The 14249-nt window shown below is 70.1% G+C and carries 15 protein-coding genes and 1 tRNA gene; 4 read left to right on the top strand and 12 right to left on the bottom strand.

Annotated elements, in window-relative coordinates:
• Window positions 1-8: 8 nt before the first annotated feature.
• The gene (locus ACQPXS_RS21065; RefSeq protein WP_365330983.1) at window positions 9-428 is read right to left on the bottom strand and encodes a hypothetical protein; all 420 of its coding nucleotides are present in this window, start codon (window positions 426-428) and stop codon (window positions 9-11) included.
• A gap of 449 nt (window positions 429-877) precedes the next feature.
• Here ACQPXS_RS21065 and ACQPXS_RS21060 point away from each other — a divergent pair, with 449 nt between their 5' ends.
• On the top strand, window positions 878-1651 hold the full coding sequence (locus ACQPXS_RS21060) for a LuxR C-terminal-related transcriptional regulator (protein ID WP_433450879.1): 774 nt from the start codon (window positions 878-880) through the stop codon (window positions 1649-1651).
• On the opposite strand, the gene tamR is transcribed toward ACQPXS_RS21060, so the two are convergent.
• Entirely contained in the window at window positions 1610-2107 is a 498-nt protein-coding gene (tamR, locus tag ACQPXS_RS21055) for a MarR family transcriptional regulator TamR (protein ID WP_351807328.1), read from the bottom strand. The genes ACQPXS_RS21060 and tamR overlap by 42 nt on opposite strands.
• A gap of 88 nt (window positions 2108-2195) precedes the next feature.
• On the opposite strand from tamR, the gene ACQPXS_RS21050 reads away from it, so the two are divergent.
• Window positions 2196-3020 (top strand): trans-aconitate 2-methyltransferase, encoded by an 825-nt coding sequence (locus ACQPXS_RS21050; protein WP_433450878.1) that lies wholly within the window; start codon window positions 2196-2198, stop codon window positions 3018-3020.
• A 2-nt stretch (window positions 3021-3022) separates the two neighbouring features.
• On the top strand, window positions 3023-3382 hold the full coding sequence (locus ACQPXS_RS21045; RefSeq protein ID WP_433450877.1) for a VOC family protein: 360 nt from the start codon (window positions 3023-3025) through the stop codon (window positions 3380-3382).
• On the opposite strand, the gene ACQPXS_RS21040 is transcribed toward ACQPXS_RS21045, so the two are convergent.
• The 3 genes from ACQPXS_RS21040 to ACQPXS_RS21030 form a co-directional block, all read right to left on the bottom strand.
• Window positions 3331-3648: a hypothetical protein gene (locus ACQPXS_RS21040; RefSeq protein ID WP_433450876.1), complete on the bottom strand. Its 318-nt coding sequence runs from the start codon at window positions 3646-3648 to the stop codon at window positions 3331-3333. The genes ACQPXS_RS21045 and ACQPXS_RS21040 overlap by 52 nt on opposite strands.
• Before the next feature lie 105 nt (window positions 3649-3753).
• A complete protein-coding gene (locus ACQPXS_RS21035; RefSeq protein WP_067049993.1) occupies window positions 3754-4431 on the bottom strand; it encodes a TetR/AcrR family transcriptional regulator in 678 nt (225 codons plus the stop codon).
• On the bottom strand, window positions 4428-5435 hold the full coding sequence (locus ACQPXS_RS21030) for an acyl-CoA desaturase (RefSeq protein ID WP_433450875.1): 1008 nt from the start codon (window positions 5433-5435) through the stop codon (window positions 4428-4430). The genes ACQPXS_RS21035 and ACQPXS_RS21030 overlap by 4 nt, the downstream gene beginning before the upstream one ends.
• A 303-nt stretch (window positions 5436-5738) precedes the next feature.
• On the opposite strand from ACQPXS_RS21030, the gene ppc reads away from it, so the two are divergent.
• Entirely contained in the window at window positions 5739-8471 is a 2733-nt protein-coding gene (gene ppc, locus ACQPXS_RS21025; protein ID WP_433450874.1) for a phosphoenolpyruvate carboxylase, read from the top strand.
• Between the two features lie 70 nt (window positions 8472-8541).
• Here ppc and ACQPXS_RS21020 read toward each other — a convergent pair whose 3' ends face one another.
• The 7 genes from ACQPXS_RS21020 to ACQPXS_RS20990 all read right to left on the bottom strand — a co-directional run bounded on the left by ACQPXS_RS21020 (window position 8542) and on the right by ACQPXS_RS20990 (window position 14248).
• The gene (locus tag ACQPXS_RS21020) at window positions 8542-9237 is read right to left on the bottom strand and encodes an LPXTG cell wall anchor domain-containing protein (RefSeq protein ID WP_433450873.1); all 696 of its coding nucleotides are present in this window, start codon (window positions 9235-9237) and stop codon (window positions 8542-8544) included.
• A gap of 126 nt (window positions 9238-9363) precedes the next feature.
• Window positions 9364-9879: a hypothetical protein gene (locus tag ACQPXS_RS21015; RefSeq protein WP_351807487.1), complete on the bottom strand. Its 516-nt coding sequence runs from the start codon at window positions 9877-9879 to the stop codon at window positions 9364-9366.
• Between the two features lie 79 nt (window positions 9880-9958).
• The gene (gene pth, locus ACQPXS_RS21010) at window positions 9959-10561 is read right to left on the bottom strand and encodes an aminoacyl-tRNA hydrolase (protein ID WP_433450872.1); all 603 of its coding nucleotides are present in this window, start codon (window positions 10559-10561) and stop codon (window positions 9959-9961) included.
• A 91-nt stretch (window positions 10562-10652) separates the two neighbouring features.
• Window positions 10653-11249, bottom strand: a complete 597-nt coding sequence (locus ACQPXS_RS21005) for a 50S ribosomal protein L25/general stress protein Ctc (protein ID WP_433450871.1) — start codon at window positions 11247-11249, stop codon at window positions 10653-10655.
• Window positions 11250-11458: 209 nt separating this feature from the next.
• Window positions 11459-12439, bottom strand: a complete 981-nt coding sequence (locus tag ACQPXS_RS21000; RefSeq protein ID WP_365330969.1) for a ribose-phosphate diphosphokinase — start codon at window positions 12437-12439, stop codon at window positions 11459-11461.
• Window positions 12440-12593: 154 nt separating this feature from the next.
• Complete coding sequence (gene glmU / locus ACQPXS_RS20995; protein WP_433450870.1) at window positions 12594-14042, bottom strand: bifunctional UDP-N-acetylglucosamine diphosphorylase/glucosamine-1-phosphate N-acetyltransferase GlmU; 1449 nt, start codon at window positions 14040-14042, stop codon at window positions 12594-12596.
• A gap of 135 nt (window positions 14043-14177) precedes the next feature.
• Window positions 14178-14248 (bottom strand) — tRNA-Gln (locus ACQPXS_RS20990).
• Between the last annotated feature and the right edge of the window lies 1 nt (window position 14249).

The raw sequence follows: 14249 nt of genomic DNA, 5'->3' as shown, positions 1-14249 counted from the left end.
TGTCGTTGCTAGTAGTTGGGGTTGCCGTCCCAGCTGGACTCGTCGCAGCCCAGGATCGTGCTGCCCTCGGCGACGCAGACCTGGATGCGCAGCGCCACGATGCCGCGGTTGTCCTGCAGGGAGGTCGGCCACGTCTGCTGGGTGTCGGCGCCGGTGTAGACGTAGTGCCACGCGTAGCTGTGCACCGTCCTGCTCGGGTCGACGGACTGCACACGCAGCTGGGCGTGGTGTCCGTCCGGGCGCGTGTCGGCCAGCGTCAGGTAGATCTGGGGGGCGATGTAGTGGCCGTCGTAGGTGAAGGTCGCGGAGCCCTTCGCCCCGGTGACGCTTGCGCCGACGTCACCGGCCGCCGCGGGGCCGGCGGCGAAGGCGACGGCGCCGAGGGCGGCGGCACCCACGGTGAGGATGCGGCTGAGCTTCTTCTTCAAGGTTCACTCCGTCTTCAAGATCGGTAAACGCGCAGCAAGAATGGTAAGAGGGGCATGTCCATGACCATCACCGAGAGAATGATCTTGTGATGGACATAACAGCCCGGCCGGCCCGGAGCGGATCACGTCGGGCTTTGTCGACTTCCGCCTCAATGTGAAACATGCGGCACATCAAAACCGCGCTGGACGGCCAGTTCTGCAAATCTCCTTCCGCTGCGTGCTCCCGTCCGTACTCTGTGGAACAGCACCGGTGGGGGCCGGTGCTGATCAGGGGGCGAGACAGGCGGGTACGGAACCCGCGGTGGGGGTAGCAGTTTCCGCGACGGCGGCGGCCGTGCGGCGCGCGTCCTTTCCGCGGATGTCCGTACCCGCGCGGGTCGTCGTTCTCCGGGCCCTTTCCGGACCTTGGTTGTCCCCTGCTCCGTGCGGAGCCTGGGGAAGGGGGTTTCGTGGTTCGTATCCGAGTCCTGGTCGTCGACGACCACCGCATCTTCGCCGAGTCGCTCGCGGCCGCCCTGGCCGCCGAGCCGGACGTCGAGGTCTCCGCGGCCGGCAGCGGCCCGGCCGCGCTGCGCTGCCTGGAGCGGGCGGCCGGTGAGGGCCGCCGCTTCGACGTGCTGCTGGTCGACGCCGACCTGGGCGGCCAGGTGCCCGGCACCCGCCCGGCCGTTCCCGTGCCGGTGCAGAGGGGCGGCGAGGAGGGGCTGGTCGACGGGATCTCGCTCGTCGCCGGGGTCCGGGCCGCCCAGCCCGCCGTGCGGATCGTCGTGCTCGCCGAGAAGGACGACTCCCGGCGGGCGGCGCTCGCGCTGCAGGCCGGCGCCTCCGGGTGGGTCGCCAAGGACTGCTCGCTGTCCCGGCTGCTGACGGTGATCCGGGGCGTGCTGCGCGACGAGACCCATCTGCCGCCCGCCCTGCTCACCGGCGTGCTCAGGGAGCTGACGGCCGCCCGCCGGCACCGCACCGAGAGCGAGCGGCTGGTGGAGTCCCTCACCCCGCGCGAGCAGGAGGTGCTGCGCTGCATGGTCGCGGGCCTGGGCCGCAAGGCCGTGGCCGAGCGGCTGTTCCTCTCCCCGCACACCGTGCGCACCCACATGCAGAACGTCCTCGGCAAGCTGGGCGTCCACTCGACCCTGGCCGCCGTCGCACTCGCCCGCCGCGCGGGGGTCGGGCCGGCCGAACTAGCCGGGGATGTTGTCGAACGGGGCGGTCAACTGGCGTAGCAGAGCGGCCAGTTCCGTGCGCTGGGCGCGGGACAGCTCGGCGAGGATCGCCCGCTCCTGCTCCAGCAGGCCGGCCAGCGCCTGGTCGGCGCGGTCCCGGCCGGTGTCGGTCAGCCGGACCAGTACGCCCCGCCGGTCGCTCGGGTCGGGCAGCCGCTCCACCAGGCCCTTCTTGGCCAGCCGGTCGATCCGGTTGGTCATCGTGCCCGAGGTGACCAGGGTCTGGGTCAGCAGCTGACCGGGGGAGAGCTGGTACGGCGTGCCCGCGCGCCTGAGCGCGGTCAGCACATCGAACTCCCACGGCTCCAGCTGATGCTCGGCGAAGGCGAGCCGGCGCGCACGGTCCAGATGCCGGGCGAGTCGGCTCACCCGGCTGAGCACTTCCAGCGGGTCCACGTCGAGGTCCGGACGTTCCCGGCGCCACGCTGCGACCAGCCGATCGACCTCGTCCTCCATGGAGATCAGTGTAGTGGTTGTGTCGATGTGAAGTCTCTTGATGTCAACTGTCTTGACATCGAGATAAATGGGGGAGGACAGTGGTGCCATGACGACACCCCTCTGGGACCCCGGGCAGTATCTGCGACACGCCGGTCACCGGGCCCGTCCCTTCGCCGACCTCCTCGCCCGCGTCCCCGCCCTGCCCACGCGGCCGCCCGCGGGGCGGCCCCGCATCGCCGACCTCGGCTGCGGCCCGGGCAACGTCACCGTCCGGCTCACCGAAGGCTGGCCCGCCGCCCACGTCACCGGCTACGACAACTCCCCGGAGATGCTCGATGCGGCCCGCACCGAGTACGAGGGCCCCACGGCCGGCGGCGGACGGCTGGACTTCGCCCACGCCGACGTGCGCACCTGGGTGCCCGGCGAGCCTTACGACCTGATCGTCTCCAACGCGACCCTCCAGTGGGTGCCGGACCACGCCGACCGCTTCGCCGACTGGATCGCCGGGCTGAGGCCGGGCGGTGCCTTCGCCTTCCAGGTGCCCGACAACATCGACGCCCCGCTGCACGCCCTGATGCGCGAACTCGCCGGCAGCCCCCGCTGGAAGTCCCGCCTCGCCGACGTCCTGCGCCGCACCGACTCCGTGCACACCCCCGGCGCCTATCTGGACCGTCTCGCCCGCCTCGGCTGCGCGACCGACGTGTGGCAGACGACGTACTTCCACGTCCTGCAGGGCGAGGATCCCGTCCTGGACTGGGTGAAGGGCACCGGCCTGCGGCCCGCGCTCACCGCGCTCGCCGACGACCCCGAGGCGCGCGAGGGGTTCCTGGCCGAGTACCGGGACCTGCTGCGGCAGGCCTACCCCGGCGCGCCGTACGGCACGGTCCTGCCCTTTCGCCGGCTGTTCGCCGTCGCCGTGAAGGAGGGCTGAACGTGCTCGCCGCGGTCGATCATGTGCAGCTGGCGGCCCCGCCCGGGTCGGAGGACGCGCTGCGGGCGTACTACGTGGACGTCCTCGGGATGACGGAGATCCCCAAGCCGCCCGTCCTCGCGGCGCGCGGGGGCTGCTGGTTCCGGGCCGGGGCCGTGCAGCTCCACCTGGGCATCGAGGAGGACTTCCGGCCCGCGAGGAAGGCCCACCCGGGGCTGCGGGTGACGGACATCGAGGCGTACGCGGCCCGGCTCACCGCCAGGGGCGCGAAGGTGACCTGGGACGACAACCTCCCCGGCCATCTCCGCTTCTACTCGCAGGACCTCGTCGGCAACCGCCTGGAGTTCCTCCAGCCCCGGTAACCGGCCAGAGTGCCCCTGGCGAGCGGGATCGCGAGCGCCAGCGGGATCAGCGGGGAGAGAGCCCGGCCCGCCTTGTTCCAGCCGCCCCGGTCCACCGGGACCCAGGTCCCCCAGGGCTCCTGCGCCACCTTCACCGGCATGTGGACCGGGTACGACGTGAAACCGGTCGCCGTGATCCGGCGCGTCCCGCCGCCGGTGGCCGCCAGTCCCGCGCAGTCCCAGCCGCCGCCGGTGTGGCCGCCGCGCGAGGTGGTGGAGGGCCCCATCCGCCCCCGGCGTCCCTCGTCAGGCCACGCCCCGCGCCCGGCGGGCGTCAGGAGGGACAGGCCTGGCACCCGGCGTCCGTCGTCAGGGCCACGTCCCGGCCGGTGTCAAGCCTTTCGGTGTCCGATCAGGCGGGGTTTCTGTTCCAGGCCGTCCAGGCCGTGCCACGCCAGGTTCACCAGGTGCGCCGCCACCTCCGCCTTCTTCGGGCGGCGCACGTCCAGCCACCACTGGCCGGTCAGGGCGACCATGCCGACCAGCGCCTGCGCGTACAGCGGTGCCAGCTTCGGGTCGAAGCCGCGGGACTTGAACTCGCGGCCCAGGATGTCCTCCACCTGCGTGGCGATGTCGGAGATGAGGGAGGCGAAGGAACCCGTCGACTGGGGAATGGGGGAGTCGCGGACCAGGATGCGGAAGCCGTCCGTGTACTCCTCGATGTAGTCCAGCAGCGCGAACGCGGCCTGCTCGCACAGTTCGCGCGGATGGCCGGCGGTCAGGGAGCTGGTCACCATGTCCAGCAGGCGGCGCATCTCGCGGTCCACCACCACCGCGTACAGGCCCTCCTTGCCGCCGAAGTGCTCGTACACCACCGGCTTGGACACCCCGGCCTTCGCCGCGATCTCCTCCACCGAGGTGCCCTCGAAACCCTTCGCCGCGAAGAGGGTGCGACCGATCTCCAGCAGCTGCTGGCGGCGCTCCGCACCGGTCATACGGGTCCGGCGGGTCCGCCGTGGTTTGTCGTTGCTGGAGGTGCTGCTGGAGTCGGTCGCCACGGCGTCAATCATGCCGCCTTCGCCGTCTCCCTCCGGCGGCGGGAGCCGTCCTGGTCGGTGTTGCGGCGCGAATCGATACGCGAGCGTGACGGCCAGCGCACGTCGTACGCCCAGCCGAGCAGCTCGAAGATGCGGATGAACCGTGCCGAGGAGTCGATCTGGCCGCGCATCACACCGTGCCGCGCCGAGGTCGGGTCGGCGTGGTGCAGGTTGTGCCAGGACTCACCGCACGACAGCACCGCCAGCCACCACACGTTGCCCGAACGGTCCCGCGACTTGAACGGCCGCTTGCCCACCGCGTGACAGATCGAGTTGATCGACCACGTCACATGGTGCAGCAACGCCACCCGTACGAGGGAACCCCAGAAGAACGCGGTGAACGCGCCCCACCAGGACATCGTCACCAGACCGCCGATCAGCGGCGGCAGGAGCAGGGAGACGATCGTCCAGTACACGAACTGGCGGGAGATCGCCCGGATCGCCGGGTCCTTGATCAGGTCCGGCGCGTACTTGTCCTGCGGGGTCTGCTCCTCGTCGAACATCCAGCCGATGTGGGCCCACCACAGGCCCTTCAACAGCGCCGGAACCGTCTCGCCGAACCGCCACGGAGAGTGCGGGTCGCCCTCCGCGTCGGAGAACTTGTGGTGCTTGCGGTGATCGGCCACCCAGCGCACCAGGGGACCCTCGACCGCCAGCGAGCCCATGATCGCCAGCGCGATCCGCAGTGGCCGCTTGGCCTTGAACGAACCGTGGGTGAAGTACCGGTGGAAACCGATCGTGATGCCGTGGCATCCCAGGAAGTAGAAGAACACCAGCAGGCCCAGATCGAGCCAGCTCACCCCCCAGCCCCAGGCCAGCGGAACGGCCGCCACGAGCGCCAGGAACGGCACGGTGATGAACAAAAGCAGCGTGATCTGCTCGATCGAACGCTTCTGCTCGCCACCCAGCGTGGCGGACGGGATCGGACTGTCGTCGGCCTTACGGGCTTCTTCGATCACATCGGAACTTGAGGTCATGCGCGTCCCCTGTGGGGTCGAGGGTCGAGGCAGATGCCGCACCGCCGGGACCGGACGGGAGGCGACGGTACTTCCCTACGGTTCCGTAACCTACGGCGTCGTAAGTATGGCAGCGTGTCGAGCGGCGGCAAGAGCCCCGGAGCCTGCGCGTCCCCATCGACACCTATCCTTGAACTCGGTCGGACAGCGCGGTCCGCTGAAGTTTCCTTCCCGGACACTCCGGCCCGTATGCGGCGCTCGCCGCGCGGCCAGCCGGCCGGGTTCCCTCCCAGACGAGCTTCCACACTGCAAGGAGCCGCACCTGTGAGCAGTGCCGACGACCAGACCACCACGACCAGCAGCGAGCTGCGCGCCGACATCCGCCGGCTGGGTGATCTCCTCGGCGAGACCCTCGTACGGCAGGAAGGACCCGAGCTCCTCGACCTGGTCGAGAAGGTCCGCCGCCTCACCCGCGAGGACGGCGAGGCCGCCGCCGAGCTGCTGCGCGGCACCGAACTGGAGACCGCGGCCAAGCTGGTGCGCGCCTTCTCCACCTACTTCCACCTCGCCAACGTCACCGAACAGGTGCACCGCGGCCGCGAACTGCGCGCCCGGCGCGCCGCCGAGGGCGGCCTCCTCGCCCGCACCGCCGACCGCCTCAAGGACGCCGACCCCGCGCACCTGAAGCAGACCGTCCAGAACCTGAACGTCCGCCCGGTGTTCACGGCGCACCCCACCGAGGCCGCGCGCCGCTCGGTGCTGAACAAGCTCCGGCGCATCGCCGCGCTCCTGGAGACCCCCGTCCAGGGCTCCGACCGCCGCCGCCACGACGTCCGCCTCGCCGAGAACATCGACCTCGTGTGGCAGACCGACGAGCTGCGCGTCGTACGCCCCGAGCCCGCCGACGAGGCCCGCAACGCCATCTACTACCTCGACGAGCTGCACGCCGAGGCCGTCGGCGACGTCCTGGAGGACCTGACCGCGGAACTGGAGCGCGTCGGCGTCAAGCTCCCCGACGACACCCGCCCGCTCACCTTCGGCACCTGGATCGGCGGCGACCGCGACGGCAACCCCAACGTCACCCCCCAGGTCACCTGGGACGTCCTCATCCTCCAGCACGAGCACGGCATCAACGACGCCCTGGAGATGATCGACGAGCTGCGCGGCCTGCTCTCCAACTCCATCCGCTACACCGGTGCCACCGAAGAGCTCCTGGAGTCCCTCAAGCAGGACCTGGAGGTGCTCCCCGAGATCAGCCCCCGCTACAAGCGCCTCAACGCCGAGGAGCCCTACCGGCTCAAGGCCACCTGCATCCGGCAGAAGCTGGAGAACACCAAGCAGCGCCTCGCCCGGGGCATCCCGCACGAGGCGGGCCGCGACTACCTCGGCACCAGCGAGCTGCTGCAGGACCTCAGGATCATCCAGGCCTCGCTGCGCGAGCACCGCGGCGGCCTGCTCGCCGACGGCCGCCTCGCCCGCACCATCCGCACCCTCGCCGCCTTCGGCCTCCAGCTCGCCACCATGGACGTCCGCGAACACGCCGACGCCCACCACCACGCCCTCGGCCAGCTCTTCGACCGCCTCGGCGAGGAGTCCTGGCGCTACGCCGACATGCCCCGCGAGTACCGCGCCAAGCTCCTCGCCAAGGAACTGCGCTCCCGCCGCCCGCTGGCCCCCACCCCGGCGCCCGTCGACGCCGCCGGGCGCAAGACCCTCGGCGTCTTCGAGACCGTCAGGAAGGCCCTGGAGGTCTTCGGCCCCGAGGTCGTCGAGTCCTACATCATCTCCATGTGCCAGGGCGCCGACGACGTCTTCGCCGCCGCCGTCCTCGCCCGCGAGGCCGGCCTGATGGACCTCCACGCCGGCTGGGCGAAGATCGGCATCGTCCCCCTGCTGGAGACCACCGACGAGCTGCGCGCCGCCGACACCATCCTCGAGGACATGCTCTCCGACCCGTCCTACCGGCGCCTGGTCGCGCTGCGCGGCGACGTCCAGGAGGTCATGCTCGGCTACTCCGACTCCTCCAAGTTCGGCGGCATCACCACCAGCCAGTGGGAGATCCACCGCGCCCAGCGCCGCCTGCGCGACGTCGCCCACCGCTACGGCGTACGCCTGCGCCTCTTCCACGGCCGCGGCGGCACCGTCGGCCGCGGCGGCGGCCCCTCCCACGACGCCATCCTCGCCCAGCCCTGGGGCACCCTCGAAGGCGAGATCAAGGTCACCGAGCAGGGCGAGGTCATCTCCGACAAGTACCTCATCCCCTCCCTCGCCCGGGAGAACCTGGAACTCACGGTCGCGGCCACCCTGCAGGCCTCCGCCCTGCACACCGCCCCCCGCCAGTCCGACGAGGCCCTCGCCCGCTGGGACGCCGCCATGGACGTGGTGTCGGACGCGGCCCACGCGGCCTACCGCCGCCTGGTGGAGGACCCCGACCTCCCGGCGTACTTCTTCGCCTCCACCCCGGTCGACCAGCTCGCCGAACTCCACCTCGGCTCCCGCCCCTCCCGGCGCCCCGACTCCGGCGCCGGCCTCGACGGCCTGCGCGCCATCCCCTGGGTGTTCGGCTGGACCCAGTCCCGGCAGATCGTCCCCGGCTGGTTCGGCGTCGGATCGGGACTGAAGGCCCTGCGCGAGGCGGGCCTCGACACCGTCCTCGACGAGATGCACCAGCAGTGGCACTTCTTCCGGAACTTCGTCTCCAACGTCGAGATGACCCTCGCCAAGACCGACCTGCGCATCGCCCAGCACTACGTCGACACCCTCGTCCCCGACGACCTCAAGCACGTCTTCGACACCATCAGGGCCGAACACGAGCTGACCGTCCGCGAGGTCCTGCGGATCACCGGTGAACAGGACCTGCTGGACGCCCAGCCCGTCCTCAAGCAGACCTTCGCCATCCGCGACGCCTACCTGGACCCCATCTCCTACCTCCAGGTCACCCTGCTCAAGCGCCAGCGCGACGCGGCGGCCGCGGGCACCGACCCCGACCCGCTGCTCTCCCGCGCCCTGCTCCTCACCGTCAACGGCGTGGCGGCCGGCCTGCGCAACACCGGCTGACCCGCCGCCTGAGCACAAGAGTGCCCCCGGGGTCGTACGACCCCGGGGGCACCGCCCATTCCGGCTCCGGTCAGCCACGCGCCTTCCGGCGCCGCACCACCAGGTAGCCGCCCGCACCGACCAGCACCGCCGCGACACCCGACAGCGCCGCCACCGGAACGCCGTTACCGGTCTCCGCGAGACCACCGCCACCGCCCTGCGCGGACGGCGAGGAGGACGGAGCGGGAGACGAGGACGACGCCGGAGCGGAGGCCGACGAGGACGGCGACGACGACGCCGACGACGACGGCGCCGGGGACGCGCTCGACGTCGCACTGGACGACGGACCCGACGACGGCGTACCGCCACCGCCGCCGGAGCCCTCGCAGTTCGTCCAGAACACCTTGTGCTTGGCCGCGCCCTTCTCGCCGTCGAAGTTCCAGAACAGCTTGTAGTGCCCGTCCGGCAGCGTCATGTCCGGCGTGCGGCCGTGGCCGTCGGCGTCCAGGGACAGGGCACCCGACTTCACCGTCGTGCCCTTCGTGCCACCGGTCGGGGCCCACACCTCGATGTGCCAGTCGACCTGCTGGCCGCCGTCGAAGTGGAAGGCGTCCAGATAGAACGAGCACACGTGCGGCTCATTGCGCTGGTCGTACTCGTCCGTCGAGGACTTGTGGATCTTCACATCGCCGTTGTCACCCGGCGCAGTGGCGTGCGCAGCGGGCGCGAGGAACAGCGCTGCCGACAGACCGGCGGACACCGCGCCGGCACGGAGGAGGGTACGCATGGGACTGATCCATCTTCGAGTGGCCTACGGGGACGATGTGGAGGGGGCGACCCAGCTTCCAACTTCCGCTGACCCAGGGTCAATCACGAAGACACAACGCCTGCCCGGCACCACCGGCGCACGGAGTCACGAACCGGCGGACACCGCCAGAAAAGCCCCCGTCAGCAAGGCCACCCCGCACCCCGCCAGCACCCACGCCACCCGCGTCAGCCGCATCCCGCCGGCCACCACCACCGACGCCAGCAGCAACGCCCCGCCCAACGGCACCCACGCGTACAGGATCCCCGCCGGGCCCGAACGCACCGCGTCCCGCGTACCCGGCTTCAGCACGACGTCGTACGTCCGCCCCTTGCGCACCGCGACCGACTCCGCGATCTCCACACGCGCGCGCGCCCGCGCCCCCGCCGACGTCGGCGTGAACGGACCACTGCAGGTGTCGTGCGCACAGACGGCCACCCGCACCGTGCCCTGCTCCCGCCCCTTGGCCAGCATCACGTGCTGCGCCGTCCCCCACGAACCCCACACCCCGGCGAACAGGATCAGCGCGGCGAGCGCGCCCGTCGCCGCAAGCCGCCCGAACCGCAACGCGGACACGGACACCTGACGAGCTGAGCTGGCTGTGGCGGGCATGGCCGGGATCATTGGCCATACCACCACGACCGGTCAACTCAGCCGGGAACCAAAGCCGTACAAGTCACCAGTTGTACGACGCCCCGCACCCTCACGCGTTGTACGCGCTCTGCGCCCGCTCCAGCCCCTCGATCACCAGACACTCCACCGCGTCCGCCGCACGGTCCACGAAGTAGTCCAGCTCCTTGCGCTCCGCCGACGAGAAGTCCTTCAGCACGAAGTCCGCCACCTGCATACGACCCGGAGGCCGGCCGATCCCGAACCGCACCCGGTGATAGTCCGAACCCATCGCCTTCGTCATCGACTTCAGACCGTTGTGCCCGTTGTCACCACCGCCCAGCTTCAGCCGCAGCGTGCCGTAGTCGATGTCCAGCTCGTCGTGCACGGCCACGATGTTCGCCACCGGCACCTTGTAGAAGTCCTTCAGCGCGTTCACCGGACCACCGGACAGATTCATGTACGACATCGGCTTCGCCAGGATCACCCGCCGGCTGCCCGGCCCCGCCGGACCGATCCGCCCCTCCAGCACCTGCGCCTGCGCCTTGCCCGCCCGCTTGAACTTCCCCCCGATCCGCTCCGCGAGCAGCTCCACCACCATGAAACCGACGTTGTGCCGGTTCATGGCGTACTCCGGCCCGGGATTCCCGAGCCCGACGATCAGCCAGGGGGCATCTGCGGGGGTGGTCACGTTCATGTCTCCTCGATACGCGCCAGCCGCCGCTCCCCGCGAGGGAGAGCGGCGGCTGAACGGATGATGACGACGTCGCAGGACGACGCCGCAAGGATCAGGCCTCGGCCTGCTCCTCGCCCTCCTCGGCGGCCTCGCCCTCGGTCTCCTCGGCCTGGGCCTGCAGCACCTGCAGAACGACCGCGTCCTCCTCGACGGCCAGGGTCACACCGCTCGGCAGGGTGATGTCCTTGGCCAGCACGGAGGCACCGGCCTCCAGGCCCTCGACGGAGACCGTGACGGCCTCGGGGATGTGGGTCGCCTCGGCCTCGACCGGCAGCGCGGACAGGACGTGCTCCAGCAGGTTGCCACCCGGGGCCAGCTCGCCCTCGGCGTGCACCGGGATCTCGACCGTGACCTTCTCGCCGCGCTTGACCAGCAGCAGGTCGACGTGCTCCAGGAAGCCCTTCAGCGGGTCACGCTGCACGGCCTTCGGGATCGCCAGCTCGTTGGCCTTGCCGTCGATGTCCAGGGAGATCAGGACGTTCGGAGTACGCAGCGCCAGCAGCAGGTCGTGACCCGGCAGGGTCAGGTGCACCGGCTCGGTGCCGTGGCCGTAGAGAACAACCGGAACCTTGCTGTCACGGCGGATGCGACGGGCCGCACCCTTGCCGAACTCGGTACGGGTCTCGGCGGAAAGCTTCACCTCGGACATGATGATCACTCCTCGTAGGAACTCGGAACGGACGTGGTCACCCGGCCACGAACGGCCTGCTACGAAGAGCGCGTCGATAACGGACCGCCGAACCCCGTCAGAAACGGAGAACGGCCTCCCTCGCCGAGCAACTGCAGCAGTCTACTCGGACCGGGAGGCCGCACCCAAAAGGATCTCCGGCTACCTCACACAGCGGGGCCGCGGAAACCTCACTGCTCGTCGAAGAGGCTCGTCACCGAACCGTCCTCGAACACCTCGCGCACCGCACTCGCGATCGTCGGAGCGATCGACAGCACCGTGATCTTGTCCAGATCCCGGCCCAGCTCCGCCGGCGTCGGCAGCGTGTTCGTGAACACGAACTCACTCACCCGCGAGTTCTTCAGCCGGTCCGCGGCCGGACCCGACAGCACACCGTGCGTCGCGGTGACGATGACGTCCTCCGCACCGTGCGCGAACAGCGCATCGGCCGCGGCACAGATCGTCCCACCCGTGTCGATCATGTCGTCGACGAGCACACACACCCGGCCCTTGACCTCACCCACGACCTCGTGGACGGTCACCTGGTTCGCCACATCCTTGTCACGCCGCTTGTGCACGATGGCGAGCGGCGCACCCAGCCGGTCACACCAGCGGTCCGCCACCCGCACACGACCCGCGTCCGGCGACACGACCGTCAGCTTGTCCCGGTCCACCTTCTCGCCCACATAGTCGGCGAGCAGCGGCAGCGCGAACAGATGGTCCACCGGCCCGTCGAAGAAACCCTGGATCTGATCCGTGTGCAGATCCACGGTCAAAAGCCGGTCCGCCCCCGCCGTCTTCATCAGATCGGCGATCAGACGCGCCGAAATGGGTTCACGACCACGGTGCTTCTTGTCCTGCCGCGCGTAACCGTAGAACGGCACGATCACCGTGATGGAGCGAGCCGACGCACGCTTCAGCGCGTCGATCATGATCAGCTGCTCCATGATCCACTGGTTGATCGGAGCCGTGTGGCTCTGGATCACAAAGCAGTCCGCACCACGCGCCGACTCCTGATAACGAACGTAGATCTCACCGTTCGCGAAGTCGAAGGCCTTCGTCGGGACGACCCCGACACCCAGCTCGTGGGCGACCTCCTCGGCAAGCTCGGGGTGGGCGCGGCCGGAGAAGAACATCAACTTCTTCTCGCCGGTCGTCTTGATCCCGGTCACAGCACTGTCTCCTCAGAGGTTGTCTCAGCCAGCCGACTGCTCACACGACCCCCCGTCAGGGCATGGAAGGCCGTATCCGCTGGTAAGGGTGCGGGTGCACGCGTGCGGATGTGCACTTATCACGGTACGCCGTGTTTGGCGCAGCCGTTTCCGGTCAGTCCTCGCTCTCACCGCCCCGGGACGCCGCCTCGGCCGCCTTCGCCGCCGCGCTCCCCGGACGCTTCCGAGCCACCCAACCCTCGATATTCCGCTGCTGACCACGGGCCACGGCCAGCGAACCGGGCGGCACATCCTTCGTGATCACCGACCCCGCGGCGGTGTAGGCACCGTCCCCGACCGTGACAGGAGCCACAAACATGTTGTCCGACCCCGTCTTGCAATGCGAACCCACGGTCGTGTGGTGCTTGCTCTCACCGTCGTAGTTCACGAACACACTCGCCGCGCCGATGTTCGTGTACTCACCGATCGTCGCGTCACCGACATAGGACAGATGCGGCACCTTGGTGCCCTCACCGATCGAGGCGTTCTTCGTCTCGACATAGGTCCCGATCTTGCCCTTGGCGCCGAGCCGCGTCCCGGGCCGCAGATACGCGTACGGCCCCACGCTCGCCTCCGCCCCCACGACCGCCCCGTCCGACACCGTGTTGTCCACCCGCGCCCCGGCACCCACCCGCGTGTCCTTCAGCCGGCTGTTCGGACCGACCTCCGCACCCTCACCGAGCCGGGTGGAGCCGATGAGCTGCGTGTTCGGATGAACGACCACATCCCGCTCGAAGGAGACGGTCACGTCGACCCAGGTGGAGGCAGGGTCGACGACCGTGACCCCGTCGAGCATCGCGGCGGTCAGCAGCCGGTCGTTGAGGATCCGGCGCGCCTCGGCCAGCTGCACCCGGTTGTTGATCCCCGCGATCTCCCGGTGATCGCCGGCCACGGAGGCGCCGACACGGTGACCGGCCTCGCGCAGGATCCCGAGCACATCGGTGAGGTACTCCTCACCCTGGCTGTTGTCCGTCCGCACCTTCTTCAGCGCGTCCGCCAGCAACTGCCCGTCGAACGCGAACACCCCGCTGTTGATCTCCCGGATCGACCGCTGGGCGTCGGTCGCGTCCTTGTGCTCCACGATCGCGGTGACGGCACCCGTCGCCTCGTCCCGCACGATCCGGCCGTACCCGGTCGCGTCCGGCACCTCGGCCGTCAGCACGGTCACGGCGTTGCCGTCGGCGGCGTGCGTCTGCGCGAGCCGCTTCAGCGTGCCGGCGGTGAGCAGCGGCGTGTCCCCGCAGACGACCACCACGGTCCCGTCCACGCCCCCGCCCAGCTCCTCCAGACCCATGCGCACGGCGTGCCCGGTGCCGTTCTGCTCCGCCTGTACCGCCGTCCTGGTGCCCGGGTCGATCTCGGCGAGGTGGGCGGCGACCTGCTCACGGGCGTGGCCCACGACCACGACCAGGTTCTCGGGGTCCAGTTCCCGGGCGGCGGCCAGCACATGGCCCACGAGGGAACGGCCACAGATCTCGTGCAGGACCTTCGGTGTGGCCGACTTCATACGGGTGCCCTCACCCGCTGCGAGAACGACGACGGCTGCCGGGCGGATGGCGCTCACGGGGTTGCCCTTCGGCTGTGGGTGAGTGGGGGTGACAGCCGCAGGATACCGGGGGGACTTCTGGGGGGCATGAGAGCGGGCCCTGACGGTGCAGTCACCGGTCAGGGCCCGAACCTGGGTTTTGTGCGCTGTGTGCTCCCGGAGAAGGATTCGAACCCTCATTCAACGGACCAAAACCGTTTGTCCTGCCCTTAGACGATCCGGGAC

Source organism: Streptomyces sp. CA-142005, assembly GCF_050942335.1.
In the GTDB taxonomy this organism is placed as follows: Bacteria; Actinomycetota; Actinomycetes; order Streptomycetales; family Streptomycetaceae; genus Streptomyces.
The sequence above is the reverse complement of the archived record's forward strand: the minus strand, read 5'-3'. Positions and strand labels throughout refer to the sequence as shown.